General features: G+C 68.9%; 13 protein-coding genes and 1 pseudogene. 3 read left to right on the plus strand and 11 right to left on the minus strand.

What is annotated here, in order from left to right:
- The first annotated feature begins 16 nt into the window (after positions 1–16).
- Positions 17–1,039, plus strand: coding sequence for a nitronate monooxygenase (locus tag BRW65_RS07275; protein ID WP_244168016.1), 1,023 nt, complete (start codon positions 17–19; stop codon positions 1,037–1,039).
- A gap of 61 nt (positions 1,040–1,100) precedes the next feature.
- Positions 1,101–1,820 carry an SDR family NAD(P)-dependent oxidoreductase gene (locus BRW65_RS07280; RefSeq protein WP_073872836.1) on the plus strand — a complete coding sequence of 240 codons (720 nt, stop codon included), beginning with the start codon at positions 1,101–1,103 and terminating at the stop codon, positions 1,818–1,820.
- Positions 1,821–1,920: 100 nt separating this feature from the next.
- On the opposite strand, the gene BRW65_RS07285 is transcribed toward BRW65_RS07280, so the two are convergent.
- The 7 genes and pseudogenes from BRW65_RS07285 to BRW65_RS07315 all read right to left on the minus strand — a co-directional run.
- Positions 1,921–4,620, minus strand: a complete 2,700-nt coding sequence (locus BRW65_RS07285; protein WP_073872840.1) for a fumarate reductase/succinate dehydrogenase flavoprotein subunit — start codon at positions 4,618–4,620, stop codon at positions 1,921–1,923.
- Positions 4,617–5,369, minus strand: coding sequence for an ABC transporter ATP-binding protein (locus BRW65_RS07290; RefSeq protein WP_073872844.1), 753 nt, complete (start codon positions 5,367–5,369; stop codon positions 4,617–4,619). Before BRW65_RS07290 ends, BRW65_RS07285 begins: the two co-directional genes overlap by 4 nt.
- Positions 5,366–6,223 (minus strand): ABC transporter permease, encoded by an 858-nt coding sequence (locus BRW65_RS07295; RefSeq protein WP_073872847.1) that lies wholly within the window; start codon positions 6,221–6,223, stop codon positions 5,366–5,368. Before BRW65_RS07295 ends, BRW65_RS07290 begins: the two co-directional genes overlap by 4 nt.
- Positions 6,220–7,608: an ABC transporter substrate-binding protein gene (locus tag BRW65_RS07300; protein ID WP_073872851.1), complete on the minus strand. Its 1,389-nt coding sequence runs from the start codon at positions 7,606–7,608 to the stop codon at positions 6,220–6,222. Before BRW65_RS07300 ends, BRW65_RS07295 begins: the two co-directional genes overlap by 4 nt.
- Before the next feature lie 14 nt (positions 7,609–7,622).
- Entirely contained in the window at positions 7,623–7,853 is a 231-nt protein-coding gene (locus BRW65_RS07305; RefSeq protein ID WP_067752861.1) for a 4Fe-4S dicluster domain-containing protein, read from the minus strand.
- Positions 7,850–8,584: a GntR family transcriptional regulator gene (locus BRW65_RS07310; RefSeq protein WP_073872855.1), complete on the minus strand. Its 735-nt coding sequence runs from the start codon at positions 8,582–8,584 to the stop codon at positions 7,850–7,852. Before BRW65_RS07310 ends, BRW65_RS07305 begins: the two co-directional genes overlap by 4 nt.
- 193 nt (positions 8,585–8,777) lie before the next feature.
- Positions 8,778–9,035, minus strand: a pseudogene (locus BRW65_RS07315) (MFS transporter); the annotation flags it as partial.
- Between the two features lie 296 nt (positions 9,036–9,331).
- Here BRW65_RS07315 and BRW65_RS07320 point away from each other — a divergent pair.
- A complete protein-coding gene (locus tag BRW65_RS07320; protein WP_073872859.1) occupies positions 9,332–10,108 on the plus strand; it encodes a COG4705 family protein in 777 nt (258 codons plus the stop codon).
- 4 nt (positions 10,109–10,112) lie between these two features.
- Here BRW65_RS07320 and BRW65_RS07325 read toward each other — a convergent pair whose 3' ends face one another.
- The 4 genes from BRW65_RS07325 to efp form a co-directional block, all read right to left on the minus strand.
- The gene (locus BRW65_RS07325; protein ID WP_073872863.1) at positions 10,113–12,962 is read right to left on the minus strand and encodes an aminotransferase class I/II-fold pyridoxal phosphate-dependent enzyme; all 2,850 of its coding nucleotides are present in this window, start codon (positions 12,960–12,962) and stop codon (positions 10,113–10,115) included.
- Positions 12,963–13,040: 78 nt separating this feature from the next.
- The gene (locus BRW65_RS07330) at positions 13,041–13,436 is read right to left on the minus strand and encodes an antitermination protein NusB (protein WP_073872866.1); all 396 of its coding nucleotides are present in this window, start codon (positions 13,434–13,436) and stop codon (positions 13,041–13,043) included.
- Positions 13,433–13,930 (minus strand): transcription antitermination factor NusB, encoded by a 498-nt coding sequence (gene nusB / locus BRW65_RS07335; protein ID WP_073872870.1) that lies wholly within the window; start codon positions 13,928–13,930, stop codon positions 13,433–13,435. Before nusB ends, BRW65_RS07330 begins: the two co-directional genes overlap by 4 nt.
- Complete coding sequence (gene efp, locus BRW65_RS07340; RefSeq protein ID WP_007171952.1) at positions 13,927–14,490, minus strand: elongation factor P; 564 nt, start codon at positions 14,488–14,490, stop codon at positions 13,927–13,929. Before efp ends, nusB begins: the two co-directional genes overlap by 4 nt.
- Positions 14,491–14,572: the final 82 nt, after the last annotated feature.

Below are 14,572 nucleotides of genomic sequence, written 5' to 3' on the forward strand. Positions count from 1 at the left end.
CCGAAGGGACACACCCGTGACAAATCGTTTCGCTCTGACCGATCTGCGGATTCCCGCCGTCTCGGCGCCGATGGCAGGCGGTCCTTCGACACCGGCGCTGGCTGCTGCGGTCTCCAACAGCGGCGGCCTCGGATTCCTGGCCGGCGGCATGGTTTCGGCCACTGCTCTGGAGCAGGCGTTCACCGCGGCGCGGCGCCGGACGTCCGGTGCCCTGGGCATCAATATCTTTGTGCCGCAACAGGCCTGTTGCGATCCCGGCGGGGTGGCCGCATACGCCCGCCGACTGTCGCCGGAGGTCGGACGTTATGCCACGCATCTCGGCGTCCCGCGCCACGACGACTTCGGTTGGCAGGCGAAGTTGGACCTGCTGTGTGAGCTGCGGCCGGAGGCGGTGTCGTTCACGTTCGGTCTACCGGGCCCGGACGTGTGCCGCAGGCTCCGCCAAGCCGGCATCTTTGTGCTCGGCACGGTTACCAGCGTCGACGAGGCGTCGCTGGCCGTTGCTTGCGGTGTCGACGCCGTGGTGGCGCAGGGGCCGAACGCCGGCGGCCACCGGGCGACATTCGACGCGCGCGCCATCCCGAGTTCCCTACCCCTAGAGCACCTTCTGCGCGAAGTGTCGGCCGCGGTCGATTGCCACGTCGTGGCCGCGGGCGGGCTGGCGAGAGCCACCGACGTCGCCCGAATCCTTGAGCTTGGCGCCACCGCGGCCCAATTCGGAACGGCGCTCCTGCTGGCCGATGAAGCCGGGACCAACCCCGTGCACCGTGCGGCGCTGCGTGATCCGCAGTTCACCGAAACGGTCCTCACACGGGCGTTTACCGGGCGCTACGCCCGATCGCTCAAGAACCGTTTCATCAAGGATCACGACCACCACGCGGTATTCGGGTTCCCAGAGGTCGCGCACCTGACCTTGCCGATCCAGGCCGCCGCCGTGACGATCGCGGACCCGCACGGGACGAGCCTATGGGCCGGCGCCGCCTTCCACGAAGCGAAATCCGGCTCAGCTAAGGACATCCTGGCCGATCTGATGCCGTGAAGCATGAGCACCCTATTCGCGCCGTGTCGGAGCATTCCCGCGAGAAAGGATTGAAGGGCAGATGCCTGATCAAGAGAAGAAGGTTGCGGTCATCACCGGCGCCTCCCGCGGAATCGGCGCGGCACTGGTCGAAACATACTGCGCGATGGGCTACGCCGTAACGGCCAACTCCAGGAGCATCGGGACATCGTCGACGCATGAAGTCCTCGCGGTCCCCGGTGACGTCGCGGACCCGTCGACCGCCGAACGGATCGTCGGCGAGACCATGTCCCGCTTTGGGCGCATCGATACCCTCGTCAACAACGCCGGGATCTTCCTCGCGAAGCCGTTCACCGAGTACACGTGCGAGGACTTCGGCCAGGTCATGGGAACGAACGTGAGCGGCTTCTTTCACCTATCGCAACGAGTATTCGGTCAAATGCTCGCCCAGGGGACAGGCGGCCACGTCATCAACGTGACGACAGCCCTGGTGGAGCGGCCGGACGCTCGCATTCCGTCGGCGTTGACCGCGCTCTCCAAGGGCGGCCTTGCCGCGGTCACCAAAGCGCTGGCGATCGAATACGCCCGCAGCGGTGTGCGGGTCAACGCGATCTCCCCCGGCGTCATCGACACCCCGATGCACGCGGGAGTTGACGTCGCCGGCGTCTTCGCCGACATGCATCCGCAGGGGCGGGTCGGCGCCATCGCCGACATCGTCCGGGGCGTCCAATACTTGGAGGGGGCGCCGTTCGTCACCGGCGAAGTTCTCCACATCGATGGTGGCCAGAGCGCGGGACACTAGGGCGCCGGCACGGGCGTTGTCCCGGTCCGTACCGCTTCCAGTGTGCGTTCACGGCGCGACTCACCGGCGCGTCGCCGCCCAGGACACACACCGGAAGCCCTCAGCGCACACCCGATCGCGCGCGGTCCACCGCGCGGCGGGCGTAGGCCCGCACGTCGGCGTCGCCGTCCTTGAGGGCGATGCTCAGCGCGTCGCGCGCGGCGGGTTCGCCGGCCCAGCGGGTCAGGCTCAGCACGGCCGCCTTGCGCACGTCGAGGTGCGCGTCGGCGAGCGCCTCGGCCAGCGCCGGCACCGCGACGTCGGCCGGCGCGCCCGCCAGCGCGCGCGCCGCACCCTCCCGCACCTGCCACGCCGGGGCCCGCAGCGCCGCTTTCACGTTGGCGAAATCCGCTGGGCGGCACCCGAGCTCGCCCAGTGCTGCCAGGGCGGCCGCGCGCACCAACGGGTCCGGGTCGGCGATCAGCGCGCTGACCGCCTCGCCGCCGCCGCGCAGCGTGGCCAGGCCGGCGGCCGCCGCGATCCGCACCTCGCGGCTCTCGTCGCCGGTCGCGGTGACCACCCCGGCCACGTCGTCGACCGACACCAGCGCCCGCACGGCCTCGATACGCATCCGATGGTCGGGATCGGTGAGCGCGCGGCGGTAGTCCTCCGGGTCGCCGACCCGCCGTGCGGCCAGCACGTAGAGCGCGGCCGCCCGCACCACCACGTCCCGCGAGCTCAAGCGCGGCTGGACGCCGGCGGGCTCGGGTAACACCTCGACCAGCTCGCGGATCCCCTCGGCGCCCGTGCGCCGCACGGCGGCGTCGGCGTCGTCCAGCGCGGCGAGCAGGGCGGGAGCGTATCCGTCGGGGATGTGTTCGGTGAGCGTGGCCACCGCCGTGCGGCGCACGCCGGGGTCGGCGTCGATCAGATACGGCCGCAGCCCGGCGATCGTCGGCTCCTCGAGGGCCAGGACCTCGGCGATGCGCGGCGACGGCGGTTCGAATGACGCTGCGGCCGGGGCGATCCGGGACCGGGCGGTGGCCGGGGCCTGCCCGCCGACCAGCGGCGGCTGCTCCACCGCACGCACGGTCTGGTCCGTCGGCGGCAGGCCGTCCAGCTCCGGGACCGGCACGAAATACGGGGCGACCGGCCGTTTCAGGAACACCATCGCACCGTCGGCGCCCTTGCGCAGGTTGAGGTGATAGCCCCATTGAGCGTCGTCGCGGCTGGGCAGGTCGGCGCGGTCGTGGTAGAGGCCCCAGCGCGATTCGGTCCTAGTGAGCGAGGAGCGGGCGGCCATCTCGGCACAGTCGCGGATGAAGGACACCTCGAGGGCGCGCATCAACTCGTGGGGGTTTCGCGCACCCATCTCCGCGATCTCGGCCCGCATGCGCTCGAAGGTGCGCACGGCGATGGACAGCTTGGCCGCCGACTTGGGCGGCGCCACGTAGTCGTTGACGAACCGGCGCAGCTTGTACTCGACCTGCGGCTGGGGCGGCCCGTCGGGATGCCGCAGGGGCCGGTAGATCAGCTCGTGCGCCTCGTGCAGCTGGTCGTTCGGGAGGTCTTGCGGCGCAGCGGTTTCCGCGCAGGCGGCCGCCGCGTCGGTGCCGGCGAGGTCGCCGAAGACGAATGCCCCGATCATGTAGTTGTGCGGGACGCAGGCCAGGTCGCCGGCGGCGTACAGCCCGGGCACCGTGGTGCGGGCGTGTTCGTCGACCCAGACCCCGGACGCCGAATGCCCGCTACACAACCCGATTTCGGAGATGTGCATCTCGATGTCGTGGGTGCGGTAGTCGTGGCCGCGGTTGGCGTGGAAGGTGCCCCGCGTCGGCCGTTCGGTGGTGTGCAGGATGCTCTCCAGCGCGGTCAGCGTCTCGTCGGGCAGGTGGGAGACCTTGAGGTAGATCGGTCCGCGGGCGGAGTCGATCTCGCTCTTCACCTCCGACATCATCTGACCCGACCAATAATCGGAGTCCACGAACCGCTCACCGAGCGCGTTGACCTGGTAGCCGCCGAACGGGTTGGCCACGTACGCGCACGCCGGGCCGTTGTAGTCCTTGATCAACGGATTGACCTGGAAACATTCGATTCCCGACAATTCCGCGCCGGCGTGCAGGGCCATCGCGTACCCGTCACCGGCATTCGTCGGATTCTCATACGTGCCGTACAGATATCCCGAGGCGGGCAAGCCCAGCCGACCGCACGCGCCGGTGGCCAGGATCACCGCCTTGGCCCCGACCGCGACGAATTCGCCGGTGCGCGTGTGCAAAGCGGCCGCGCCGACGGCCCGACCGCCGGAGGTCAGCACCCGCACCGGCATCAGCCGGTTCTCGATGCGGATCTTCTCGCGCATCGACCGTTGCCGCAGCACCCGGTACAGCGCCTTCTTGACGTCCTTGCCTTCCGGCATTGGCAGCACGTAGGAGCCGGAACGGTGCACCCGGCGCACCGCGTACTCGCCGTGTTCGTCCTTCTCGAATTTCACGCCGTAGCGTTCCAGCCGCTGCACCATCGCGAATCCGCGGCTGGCGGTCTGATAGATGGTGCGCTGGTTGACGATTCCGTCGTTGGCGCGGGTGATCTCGGCGACGTAGTCCTCGGGCTCGGCCTTGCCCGGGATGACGGCGTTGTTCACGCCGTCCATCCCCATCGCCAGCGCGCCGGAGTGGCGCACGTGGGCCTTCTCCAACAGCAGCACCTGGGCGCCATTCTCGGCCGCGGACAGTGCGGCCATCGTGCCGGCGGTGCCGCCGCCGATGACCAGCACGTCGCAGTCGAGGCGGATGGGGGTCGCCGGGTCCGGGATCTCCATCATGCCGCCACCACATGACCAAGGGCGGCAATGATTTCGGCACGCAACCCGTCCCTTGGCAGGTCGCCGCGCGGATCGGGCACGTCGATCGACGCGCGGACCGGCTCGCCGGCGCGACCGAGCACGACGATCCTGTCGCCCAGCGCGAGCGCTTCGTCGACGTCGTGGGTGACGAAGACGATCGTCGTCGGATGGGTGCGCCAGGTGTCGATCAACAGCCGCTGCATGGCGGCCCGGGTCTGGGTGTCCAGCGCGCCGAACGGCTCGTCCATCATCACCGCGCGGGGCGCCCCCGCCAGGCCGCGGGCCAGCTGAACCCGTTGCCGCATCCCGCCGGACAGGCTCTTGGGCAGGAAGTGGCCGAAACCGGCGAGCCCCAGTTCCTCGATCCAGCGCTCGGCCTGCGCGCGCCGGGTGGCGCGGGGTTCGCCGCGCAGCCGCAGCGCCAGTTCGATGTTGGACCGCACGGTCCGCCACGGCAGCAGCGCGTTGTCCTGGAACACCATGCCCCGGTCACCCGACGTGGTGGTGACCTCGACGGCGTCGGCCAGCACCCGGCCCTCGTCGGGGCGCAGCAGCCCCGCCAGGGCACGCAGCAGGGTCGACTTGCCGCAACCCGACGGCCCGGTCACGACCAGGATCTCCCCCGGGCGCACCGTCAGGGTCAACCCGTCGATCACCGGAGTTCCGGTGTAGGACAACCGAACCGATTCGAGCTCAAGGCTGGTTCCGATTTGTGTCGCAGTGGTCATCGCAAACCTTCCTGTGCGCGAGGCAACCAGCGAGTCACCCGACGGCCCACCAGCTCGACGGCCGCCGACGTGGCGAACCCGAGGACGCCGATGGTGATGATGCCGACGAACACTTGCGGGTAGGCCAGCACCGTGTAGTCCTGCCAGGTGCGGTAGCCGACGCCGAGACGGCCCGAGATCATCTCGGCGGAGATCACGCAGATCCAGGCCACGCCCATGCCGACCGACAGCCCCCCGAACACGCCCGGCAGGATGCCGGGCAGCACCACCTGGGTCAGCACCTCCCGGCGGCCGCCGCCCAGCGTGCGCACCGAGTCCTCCCACAGGGTGGGCAGCGCCCGCACGGCGTGCCGGGTGCTGACCATGATCGGGAAGTAGGCGGCCAGGAAAGTGATGAACACGATGCCCGCCTCGTCGGTCGGGAACAGCAGGATCGCCACCGGCACGATCGCGATCGCGGGGATGGGTCGCGCCAACTCGGCCAGCGGACCGAACAGGTCGGCGAACAGGCGCGAACGGCCCAGCAGCACACCGGTCGCCACGCCGATCACGGCCGCCAGCCCGAAGCCGGTCAGGATGCGGATCAACGACTGCGCCAGGTCAAGCCAGTACTCGTAGGAGCCGAGCCGGCGCTGCAGCGCGTGCACGATCTGCGTGACGGTGGGCAACGTGTCGAACCGCAACAGCAGCCGCACCTTGCCCGCGGTGAGCAACTGCCACAACCCGATTGCGGCGAGCACCGACGCGAGCCGCAGCAGGCGCGAACCCCAGGGCGAGGCGCGTCGCCGCGGTTGCGTGAGCGCGGGCGTCGCGATCACGCCGGGGACCTGGTCGGCCACTGCTTCGACGGTCATACCGAACCTCCCAGTGCCTGCTGGTAATTCATGACGACGCCGCCCGGGTGGGCCACCAGGTACCGGCGCGCGCCGGCCTGCGTGCCGAACGGCAGATAGTTCTGGCCGTCTTTCACCCAGACCGCCTTGTCGGCGAACCACCGGGTGCCGAGCTCGGCGTCGGGAACGTAGGCCGCGCGGACCTTTTGGCCGCGGGCGGTGGCGTCGGCGACCGCCCGCAGCAAGCCGGTGGGGCTGGCGACCGTCTGCGTCGTGTCGGCCCCGTCCAGCCACAGCTCGCTGGCCAGCGCCGGGTCACCGGCGAGCAGGGACGGGTTCGCCGCCCGCGCCCGGGTGGCGGCGTAATCCAGCCCGCGGGCGGCGAACACCGCGCGCAGCGGATCGTCCACCGCGAACTTCCCGACGTCGAGGTCGGCGAAGTCGCCGATCGACTTCAGGTAGGGCACATCGCTTTTCAGCGCGTCGATCAGCGACGGCTTGAGCGTGGCGTCGAACGACGTCCCGCCGGGACCGTTGTAGAGGTACACCACCTCCTGGGGCAGCCCGCTGGCCTGGGCGACGATGCGCGCCGCCTCCAGTGGCTTGTCGTTGAGGAAGTCGGTGGCGTCCAGTTGCGCCTGCAGGAACGCCGCCAGCACCTCGGGATGTGCGGACGCATACGAGCGCCGCACCACCACGCCGTGCAACGTGGGCAGGTTCAGCTCGGCCCCGTCGTACAGCAGTTTGGCCTTGCCCTGGTACACCAGCAGCCCGGGCCACGCGACGAACTGCGAAAGCCCGTTCACCTGACCCGATTCCAGCGCGGACGCGCCGACCTGGGGCTGCTGGTTGAGCACCTCGACGCCGGTGATGCCGGCCCTACCCAGTGCGCGCACCAACGTGCCGTGGCCCGCCGAGCCCACACTGGCCGACACCTTCGCGCCGGCCAGGTCCGCGAGCACGGTCGCCGACGAATCCGGCGCCACCACAACCATGTTCAGCGCGCCCTTGGGGTTGTAGCCGGTGATCGAGACCATCTCCGTGCGGGCCAGCGGGTTGGCCTGGGTCTTGGACCCGTTGATCAGCATCGGGTAATCGCCCATCGAGCCGATGTCGATCTTCTCGGCAAGCATCTGGGCGGTGATCGGGGCGCCGGTGTCGTAATCCTGCCAGCGCACCGCGTACTTGGTGCCGGTGCGGGTGGTGATGTCGGCGAGCCGGCGCTCGAGGTAGCCCTGCGCACGCAGCAGCGTGCCGGCGGTGACGGTGTTGATGGTTTTGGACTGGTATCCCACCACGACGTTGACCACGCCGGAGGATTGCGAGAACGATTCCAGCGAGCACCCGGTGGCGAACACGGCGAGCGTGAGCGCCACCGAAAGCAGCCGGAAGACTTGCTTTTTCATGATGGCTTCGGGTTTCAGCGGAGGAGGTAGGGCATGTTCACGGTGACGGCGCCGGTCGGACAGCGGGCCGCGCAGGGGCCGCAGTACCAGCACTCGTCGACGTGCATGAACGCCTTGCCGGTGTCGGGGTTGATCGCCAGCGCGTCCAGCGGACAGACCTCGACGCACAGGGTGCAGCCATCGATACACAACGACTCGTCGATCGTCACCGGCACGTCGGCCCGGGTGTTGTTGACCAGCGTCATGCATCGCTCCTTATCAGGCTGCCGCGCATGGTGATTCGATCGCCACGCATCCGGATGTATTCCAAGTCAACGGGTGTGCCGTCGGCGAGACTGGTGAGCCGCTCCAGCATGAGCAGCGCCGCCCCGTCGGGCACCTGCAGGGTGGCCGCCGAATGCGCGTCGGCGGGGATGGCCTCCAGCGCGAGCGACGCCGAGCCCAGCCGCTGCCCGCTGACCTCTTCGATGAGCGCGAACACATCGTTGGTCTCCAGCGGGTGGCGCAGTACCTGTTCCCCGATATCCGGGGCCAGGTAGGTCAGATCAAGACTGAGCGGCAGGTCGCCGAGGTAGCGCAGGCGCTCGATGAAGACGGCGTGTTCGCCGGGCGCCAGCCCCAACCGGCGGGCCACCGACGGCGGCGCGGTGACGGGCATCGCGGCGCGCACCTCGTTGCGCACCTCACCCAGGTTCTTGAATGTCTCCTTCAGCCCCAGCAACGCGTCTAGCCCGTGCGAGTACTTGCGCTGGGCGACGTGCGTGCCGACCTTGGGCCCGCGGTCGATCAGTCCTTCGTGCTTCAGCACCGCGAGCGCCTCGCGAATCGTGTTGCGCGACACCAAGAATTCGGCCGCTAAATCCTGCTCGCCCGGCAACCCGTCGGGATAGGCGTCGGCGTGGATCTGCTGGCGCAACACGTCGGCCACCCGGCGGGCGCGGTCGGCCCGGGGTCCAGTGTTGATCGGTTGCGCCACGCGGCCACGCTAACGCAGCTCATCGGCGCTTTTCGGTCGAGCGACGGGGGCCAGCAACGGCGCCCCGGCGCATTGCGCCGGGCCCTATTCAGCGGCGACCAGCCAAAACCAGGGGCCGGCGCGGTATTGCGCCACCCGGGCGCCGTCGTGGTTTTTCCGATCGTGGTGAGCCGAACCGTTGGGGCACGGGTGATCAGGAAACACCGAGAAGCCCGGGATCGCGGCCGGGCCCCGGCGGCGCATCGTACGGCCCCGGCGGGTGCGACGGCGTCGGCACCAGTGGTACGGCCGCCAGCGGGAACAACGCGCACAGCGCCCAGGCCGCCGGGTATCCGGAGGCCACGATCAGCGCACCGAAGAGCGGGGGCCCGGCGGCGGCGGTCAACCGTTGGGTCGTGTTGTGCAGGCCCAGCGCCCGCCCGCTCCAGAACGGTCCGGCGAACTCGGTGATCATGCGTTCCATGGTGGCACGGCCTTCGTCGTTCACCGGCCACCGTGACCCCGCGGCGGACCTGTAACTTATTGAACGCCAAGGGTTTTGATAATAAGCGCTCAGCATCCGCACCCGCTCCAGGCAAGACCGAACTGCGAATATTGTTCTGCACGTGACGAATTACTCGCGCGGCGGAACGGCCACGGCGAGACGCCGATTCACAGCACGAACATTTTCTTATGCGCGTACTCAGCGTTTTCCGAACGCGACTACCCTACAAATGCATGAACAACGACATCGGAAGATGACAGTGGATGAGTGACGTTTCGCCGCAGGCGTTGACCAAGGTCCCGGCGGTCACCCTGGGATTCTGGATCATCAAGATCTTGGCCACCACCTTGGGCGAGACCGGGGGCGACACCGTCACCATGACCCTGAACTGGGGGTATGCGGCCGGGGTCGCGCTCTTCGGCGCCGCGCTGGTGGCGCTGGTGGCGGCTCAGATCCTGGCCAAGCGCTTCCATGCGGCGTTGTACTGGGCGACGATCGTGGCGTCGACGACGTTCGGCACGACACTGGCCGACTTCGCCGACCGATCGCTCGGCATCGGGTATACGGGCGGATCGCTGCTGCTCCTGGGTTGCCTCCTGGTCACCTTGGGCCTCTGGCGTTGGTCCGAGGGGACCGTATCGGTCACCACCGTCTCGACGCCCAAAGTCGAGGCGTTCTATTGGGCGACGATCACTTTCTCGCAGACCCTGGGTACCGCGCTGGGCGATTGGCTCGCCGACACCCGCGGATTCGGTTACGAGCGAGGCGCGTTGGTGTTCGCGGCCGGACTGGCCGTGGTGGTAGCGCTGTACTACTGGACCGGCGTATCGCGGGTCACGTTGTTCTGGGTCGCGTTCATCCTGACCCGGCCTCTCGGCGCGACCGTCGGCGACTTCATCGACAAGCCGGTCGCCGACGGCGGCCTGGCTTGGAGCCGCCCGCTGGCCTCGGCGGTGATCGCGGCGATCATCGTGGCATTGCTCATCGTCCTGCCGCAGCGTCCGGGCCGGCACCCCGGCGCCGCCGACGAAGGGGCCTGACGGCTCAGGCCTCTTCGCTCACCGCCGCCCGGTCACCGTTGCGGGCCCCGTTCATGCCGGAGGCGTCCGACGGCAACTCGAACGAGGGATAGGCGGTACCGACCGCAGCCAGCGCCGCGTTGCGCTGCGCCTCCATGCGCGCCAGCGCGGACTCGGTGAACACCGACAGCCCGAGGTCCGGGTTGTACCCGTGGATCTCCTTGACGTCGAGCTGGGCCAGGAAGTAGATGATCTCCTTGGAAACCACCTGCCCGGGCACCAGCACCGGGAAGCCCGGCGGGTAGGGCACGACAAACGTGGTGGACACCAGCGTCTTGCCCTCGGCCAACCGCCGCCCCGCCATGCCGATGAGGACATGCTCGCGATCGGACTCCTCGTAGCCGGCGTAGAAGGCCGACCGCATGTCCCCGAAGACGCACGCGTCGACGGGCCGGAAGGCGACGTCGAACTCGCTGAAATCCGGCAGGTGCGGCAGGTCCTGGGTGATCTCCTCGACGCGACGCTCCTGCAACGCCCGGTCGGCGACGCTGGCCGCGTCCTCGGCGCGGTCGAAATCGGTTGCCACCCTGCGCAATACGTCCAGCAAGTAGTGCACGCTGGACCAGGTGACGCCGATGGTGAAGATCAACAGCACGCTGTTGATCGAGGTCTTGTTGATCTGGATGCCGAACCGTTCCATCAGGATCTTCTCGCGAAAGTCGTACCCGTTCATCCCGGTCTTGCCGACGAACAGGGTCACCCGCGTCGCGTCCAGCACGAACTGATCGGACCGCCACGCCTCGTTCCACTCGGCCAGCGCCCCCTGCCTGACCTCGCGATACGAGCTCACCGACGACGCCCGGAATTCCTCGGGCACCAGGTCGGACTCGTCGAGGATGCGGAACCACTTGCTGATCAACCGGTCTCGGCGCACCCGATGCCGGAACACCAGCGCCATGTCGTAGGTCTGCCGGACCAGCTGGAAACCCTCGATGTCGACCTGCCGGCGCGCCAGGTCCAGCGACGCCAGCAGCTGCTGGTTCGGCGACGTCGAGGTGTGGGTCAAGAACGCCTCACCGAAGGCATCCCGGTTCAACGCGTTGAAGTCCTGGTCGCGCACGTGGATCATCGACGCCTGCCGCAGTGCCGAGAGCGACTTGTGCGTCGAGTGCGTCGCATAGACGCGCACCCGAGCCTTGGCGGGGTCGGGCAGCAGCGGGCGGTCGATCCACTCGGACCGGTCGACCCCTTCCATCTCCGCGGCCCATTTCCGGTATTCCGCGGCGTATTCCGGCGCGGCCAGCATCTTCTCGAGGCGTTCGGCCGACACCATCGCGGTTCGCTGCCGGGCCCACGGCACCGCCGTGGCGAAGGCGTACCACGCCTCGTCCCACAAGAAGCAGATGTCCGGCTTGATCGCCAGGACCTCCTGCATGACCTGCAACGGGTTGTAGACCACCCCGTCGAAGGTGCAGTTGGTCAGCAGCAGCATGCGCACGCGGTGCAGTTGGCCGGCCGCCTCGAGGTCGAGCAGCGTCTGCTTGACGGTGCGCAGCGACACCGCCCCGTAGATGGCGAACTGCGGCAACGGATACGCGTCCAGGTATAGCGGGTACGCGCCGGCCAGCACCAGCCCGTAGTGGTGCGACTTGTGGCAGTTGCGGTCGATCAGCACGATGTCGCCCGGCCGGGTCAGGGACTGCACGACGATCTTGTTGGCGGTCGAGGTGCCGTTGGTGACGAAATACGTGTGGTTGGAATTCCACGTGTGCGCGGCCTTGTCCATCGCCTTCTTGATGTTGCCGTGCGGGTCGAGCAACGAGTCCAGGCCGCCGGAGGTGGTCGAGGTCTCGGCCATGAAGATGTTGCGGCCGTAGAACTCGCCCATATCCTGCAACGACTTCGAGTTGAAGATGCTGGCGCCGCGCGCGACGGGCAGCGCGTGGAACTGCCCCACCGGCGCCGCCGCGTACGCGCGCAGCGCGTCGAAAAACGGTGTGGAGAACCGGTTTCGCAGCCCCGCGAGCACCGTGCTGTAGAGGTCGGTGACGTCGTTGAGGCGGTAGAACGTTCGGTCGTAGACGTCGGGCTCGGTGTCGTCGCCCGCCGCGATCGACTCGTCGGTGAGCAGGTACAGATCGATGTGGGGCCGCAGCTCGCGGATCCATTCGCCGCACTCCACCCAGTCGTTGGCGCGGTCGGGGATGACCGCGCCCTCGGCGGCCTCATTGGGCCCGAGCAGCGTGTTCATCAGCGGCAGCCGGTCTCGGGACCGCAGCGGCAGGTCGTCGCGGATGATCGCGGCCTGGATCTCGCCGTTCAGCGCGACCGCGGCGATCGCATCCTCGACGCTCGGGGCCACCAAAATCTCGAACTGCACGTCGTCGGAGGGGTTGCGCAGCGCCCGCAGGCATTCGGCCAGGCAGTCGGGGGCCGTCGCGGGCGCGTCGTCGGCGAGCAGCACGGTATAGAAGTGCTGTTTTTTGGCCTGGGCCACCAGCTCCTGATCGCCCAGCGGCGCGGAGGTATCGAAAAGCCCAGCGCGGTCGCCGTATTCACTCAACAGCCGCACGGCCATGGAAACCTCTTCGGTGAGCCGCACCGTGGACAGGCTCTCCAGGTGTGCGCGGAAGGTCGCCAGGTTCGCCGCGCCGGGGTACAGCCAGTACCGCTCGTAGGCGGCGATGCGGTCCATCAGCCGTCTCACCCGTGCCACGTCGTGGGTCTTGTCGTGCCCGGCCAGGTCGACCTCGGCGAGGTGCCGGCACGCGTCGTCGAGCAGGTTCCAGGTATCGATGCGGGCGTAGGACGGGTTGGCCACCGCCGCCAGCGCGGAGACGCGGAGTCGCCGCGGCTGGGTGGTGTATCGAGTCATGATCTCACCTGTTCTTCTGAGCGACTTGTATTCTCACCCCGCCGCCCGGCCCACGTGATCGTTTCGCCTCAGGTCGATTCAGTGATCGGTGTCGTCAACCTCGTCGGCGTCGACCACCCGCCGGTTGGCGCGCGTGCCGTCCACCCAGCGCAGCACCGGAAGATCCCAGCGCCGGGCAGGCAACTCGGTGACATCGGACAGCGATCGCACCACGGCCTGCGTCAGGCCCATGAGGGCCGCCATCACCGGCAGCAGGGGCTGCAGCGGCTTTGCCGCGCCGCGCACCGTGCTGATGCGGCGGGCCACGACCAGCCGTTCGACGCAGTGGTACAGCCAGGCGCCCACCGCGAGCGCGTAGATCGACAGGGCCGACGCGACGATCGTCCACCCGAGGGCGGCGCAGACGACGGCGCCCAGCACGACGGTCGCGGCCAGCAAGCCCGCGATGACGGCGCGCAGCTCCAGCCGGGTCACCCCTGGGGTTCCTCGTTCTCCGGCGCGCCGGCCGCGCTGGAACGGACCGCCGCGGCGGCCGCCCGGATTTGCGGCGTCACCAGCATGACCTGGCCCAGCACGCCGTTGACGAAGGCCGGCGAGTCGTCGGTGGACAGTTCCTTGGCGAGCTGCACGGCCTCGTCGACGGCGACCGGCTCCGGCACGTCGTCGGCGTAGAGCAGTTCCCACACCGCGACCCGCAGGATCGCGCGGTCCACGGCGGGCAGCCGGTCCAGCGTCCAGCCCTGCAGGTGCGAGCTGATCAGGTCGTCGATATGGGCCGCGTGCTCGCCGACCCCGCGGGCCGCCGCGACCGTGTAGGGCTGCAGCTGCGCCACGTCCGGGTTGGCTTCGGCCAGCGCGGTGCGCACGTCGACGACCTCGGCCGCGCCCAGCCCGCGGGCCTCGGCCTCGAACAGCAGGTCAACGGCGCGCTTGCGGGCGTGATGGCGTCCCCTGACGGGCCTGCTCACGCGTTGACGCGCCCCAAGTAGCTGCCGTCGCGCGTGTCCACCTTCAGCTTGTCGCCGGTGTTGATGAACAGCGGCACCTGGATCTCCGCCCCGGTCTCCACGGTGGCGGGCTTGGTGCCGGCGCTGGACCGGTCGCCCTGCAGGCCCGGCTCGGTGTGGGTGACCTCCATCTCGACGGACACCGGCAACTCGATGTACAGCGGCGCCCCGTTGTGGAACGCCACCTGCACCGGAAGGCCCTCGAGTAGGAACCGGGCGGCGTCGCCGACCAGCGACTCCGGCAGCGGATGCTGCTCGTAGTCCTGGCTGTCCATGAACACGAAATCCGAGCCGTCGCGGTACAGGTAGGTGGTGTCGCGCCGGTCGACCGTGGCCGTCTCCACCTTCACGCCAGCGTTGTAGGTCTTGTCGACGACCTTGCCGGAGAGCACGTTCTTGAGCTTGGTGCGCACGAAGGCGGGTCCCTTGCCGGGTTTGACGTGCTGGAACTCGACGATCTGCCAGAGCTGGCCATCGATCACCAGCACCAGTCCGTTCTTGAAATCGGCGGTGCTTGCCACGGTTCGGTGTATCTCCTAGAGGATGGACAGTCGTTTGCCGACTGTCTGCAATTTGTTCGTCAGTCTAGAGCGGGAGGCGGCC

Origin of the sequence: Mycobacterium paraffinicum, from assembly GCF_001907675.1 — a bacterium.
GTDB classification, from domain to species: Bacteria; Actinomycetota; Actinomycetes; order Mycobacteriales; family Mycobacteriaceae; genus Mycobacterium; species Mycobacterium paraffinicum_A.

What these genes read in the sequence shown, in the direction of transcription:
- BRW65_RS07320 (WP_073872859.1), top strand. Translation starts at nt 9,332, where the DNA reads ATGAGTGACGTTTCGCCGCAGGCGTTGACCAAGGTCCCGGCGGTCACC.
- BRW65_RS07280 (WP_073872836.1), top strand. Translation starts at nt 1,101, where the DNA reads ATGCCTGATCAAGAGAAGAAGGTTGCGGTCATCACCGGCGCCTCCCGC.
- BRW65_RS07290 (WP_073872844.1), bottom strand. Translation starts at nt 5,369, where the DNA reads ATGACCACTGCGACACAAATCGGAACCAGCCTTGAGCTCGAATCGGTT.
- BRW65_RS07300 (WP_073872851.1), bottom strand. Translation starts at nt 7,608, where the DNA reads ATGAAAAAGCAAGTCTTCCGGCTGCTTTCGGTGGCGCTCACGCTCGCC.
- BRW65_RS07295 (WP_073872847.1), bottom strand. Translation starts at nt 6,223, where the DNA reads ATGACCGTCGAAGCAGTGGCCGACCAGGTCCCCGGCGTGATCGCGACG.
- BRW65_RS07285 (WP_073872840.1), bottom strand. Translation starts at nt 4,620, where the DNA reads ATGATGGAGATCCCGGACCCGGCGACCCCCATCCGCCTCGACTGCGAC.
- BRW65_RS07325 (WP_073872863.1), bottom strand. Translation starts at nt 12,962, where the DNA reads ATGACTCGATACACCACCCAGCCGCGGCGACTCCGCGTCTCCGCGCTG.
- BRW65_RS07305 (WP_067752861.1), bottom strand. Translation starts at nt 7,853, where the DNA reads ATGACGCTGGTCAACAACACCCGGGCCGACGTGCCGGTGACGATCGAC.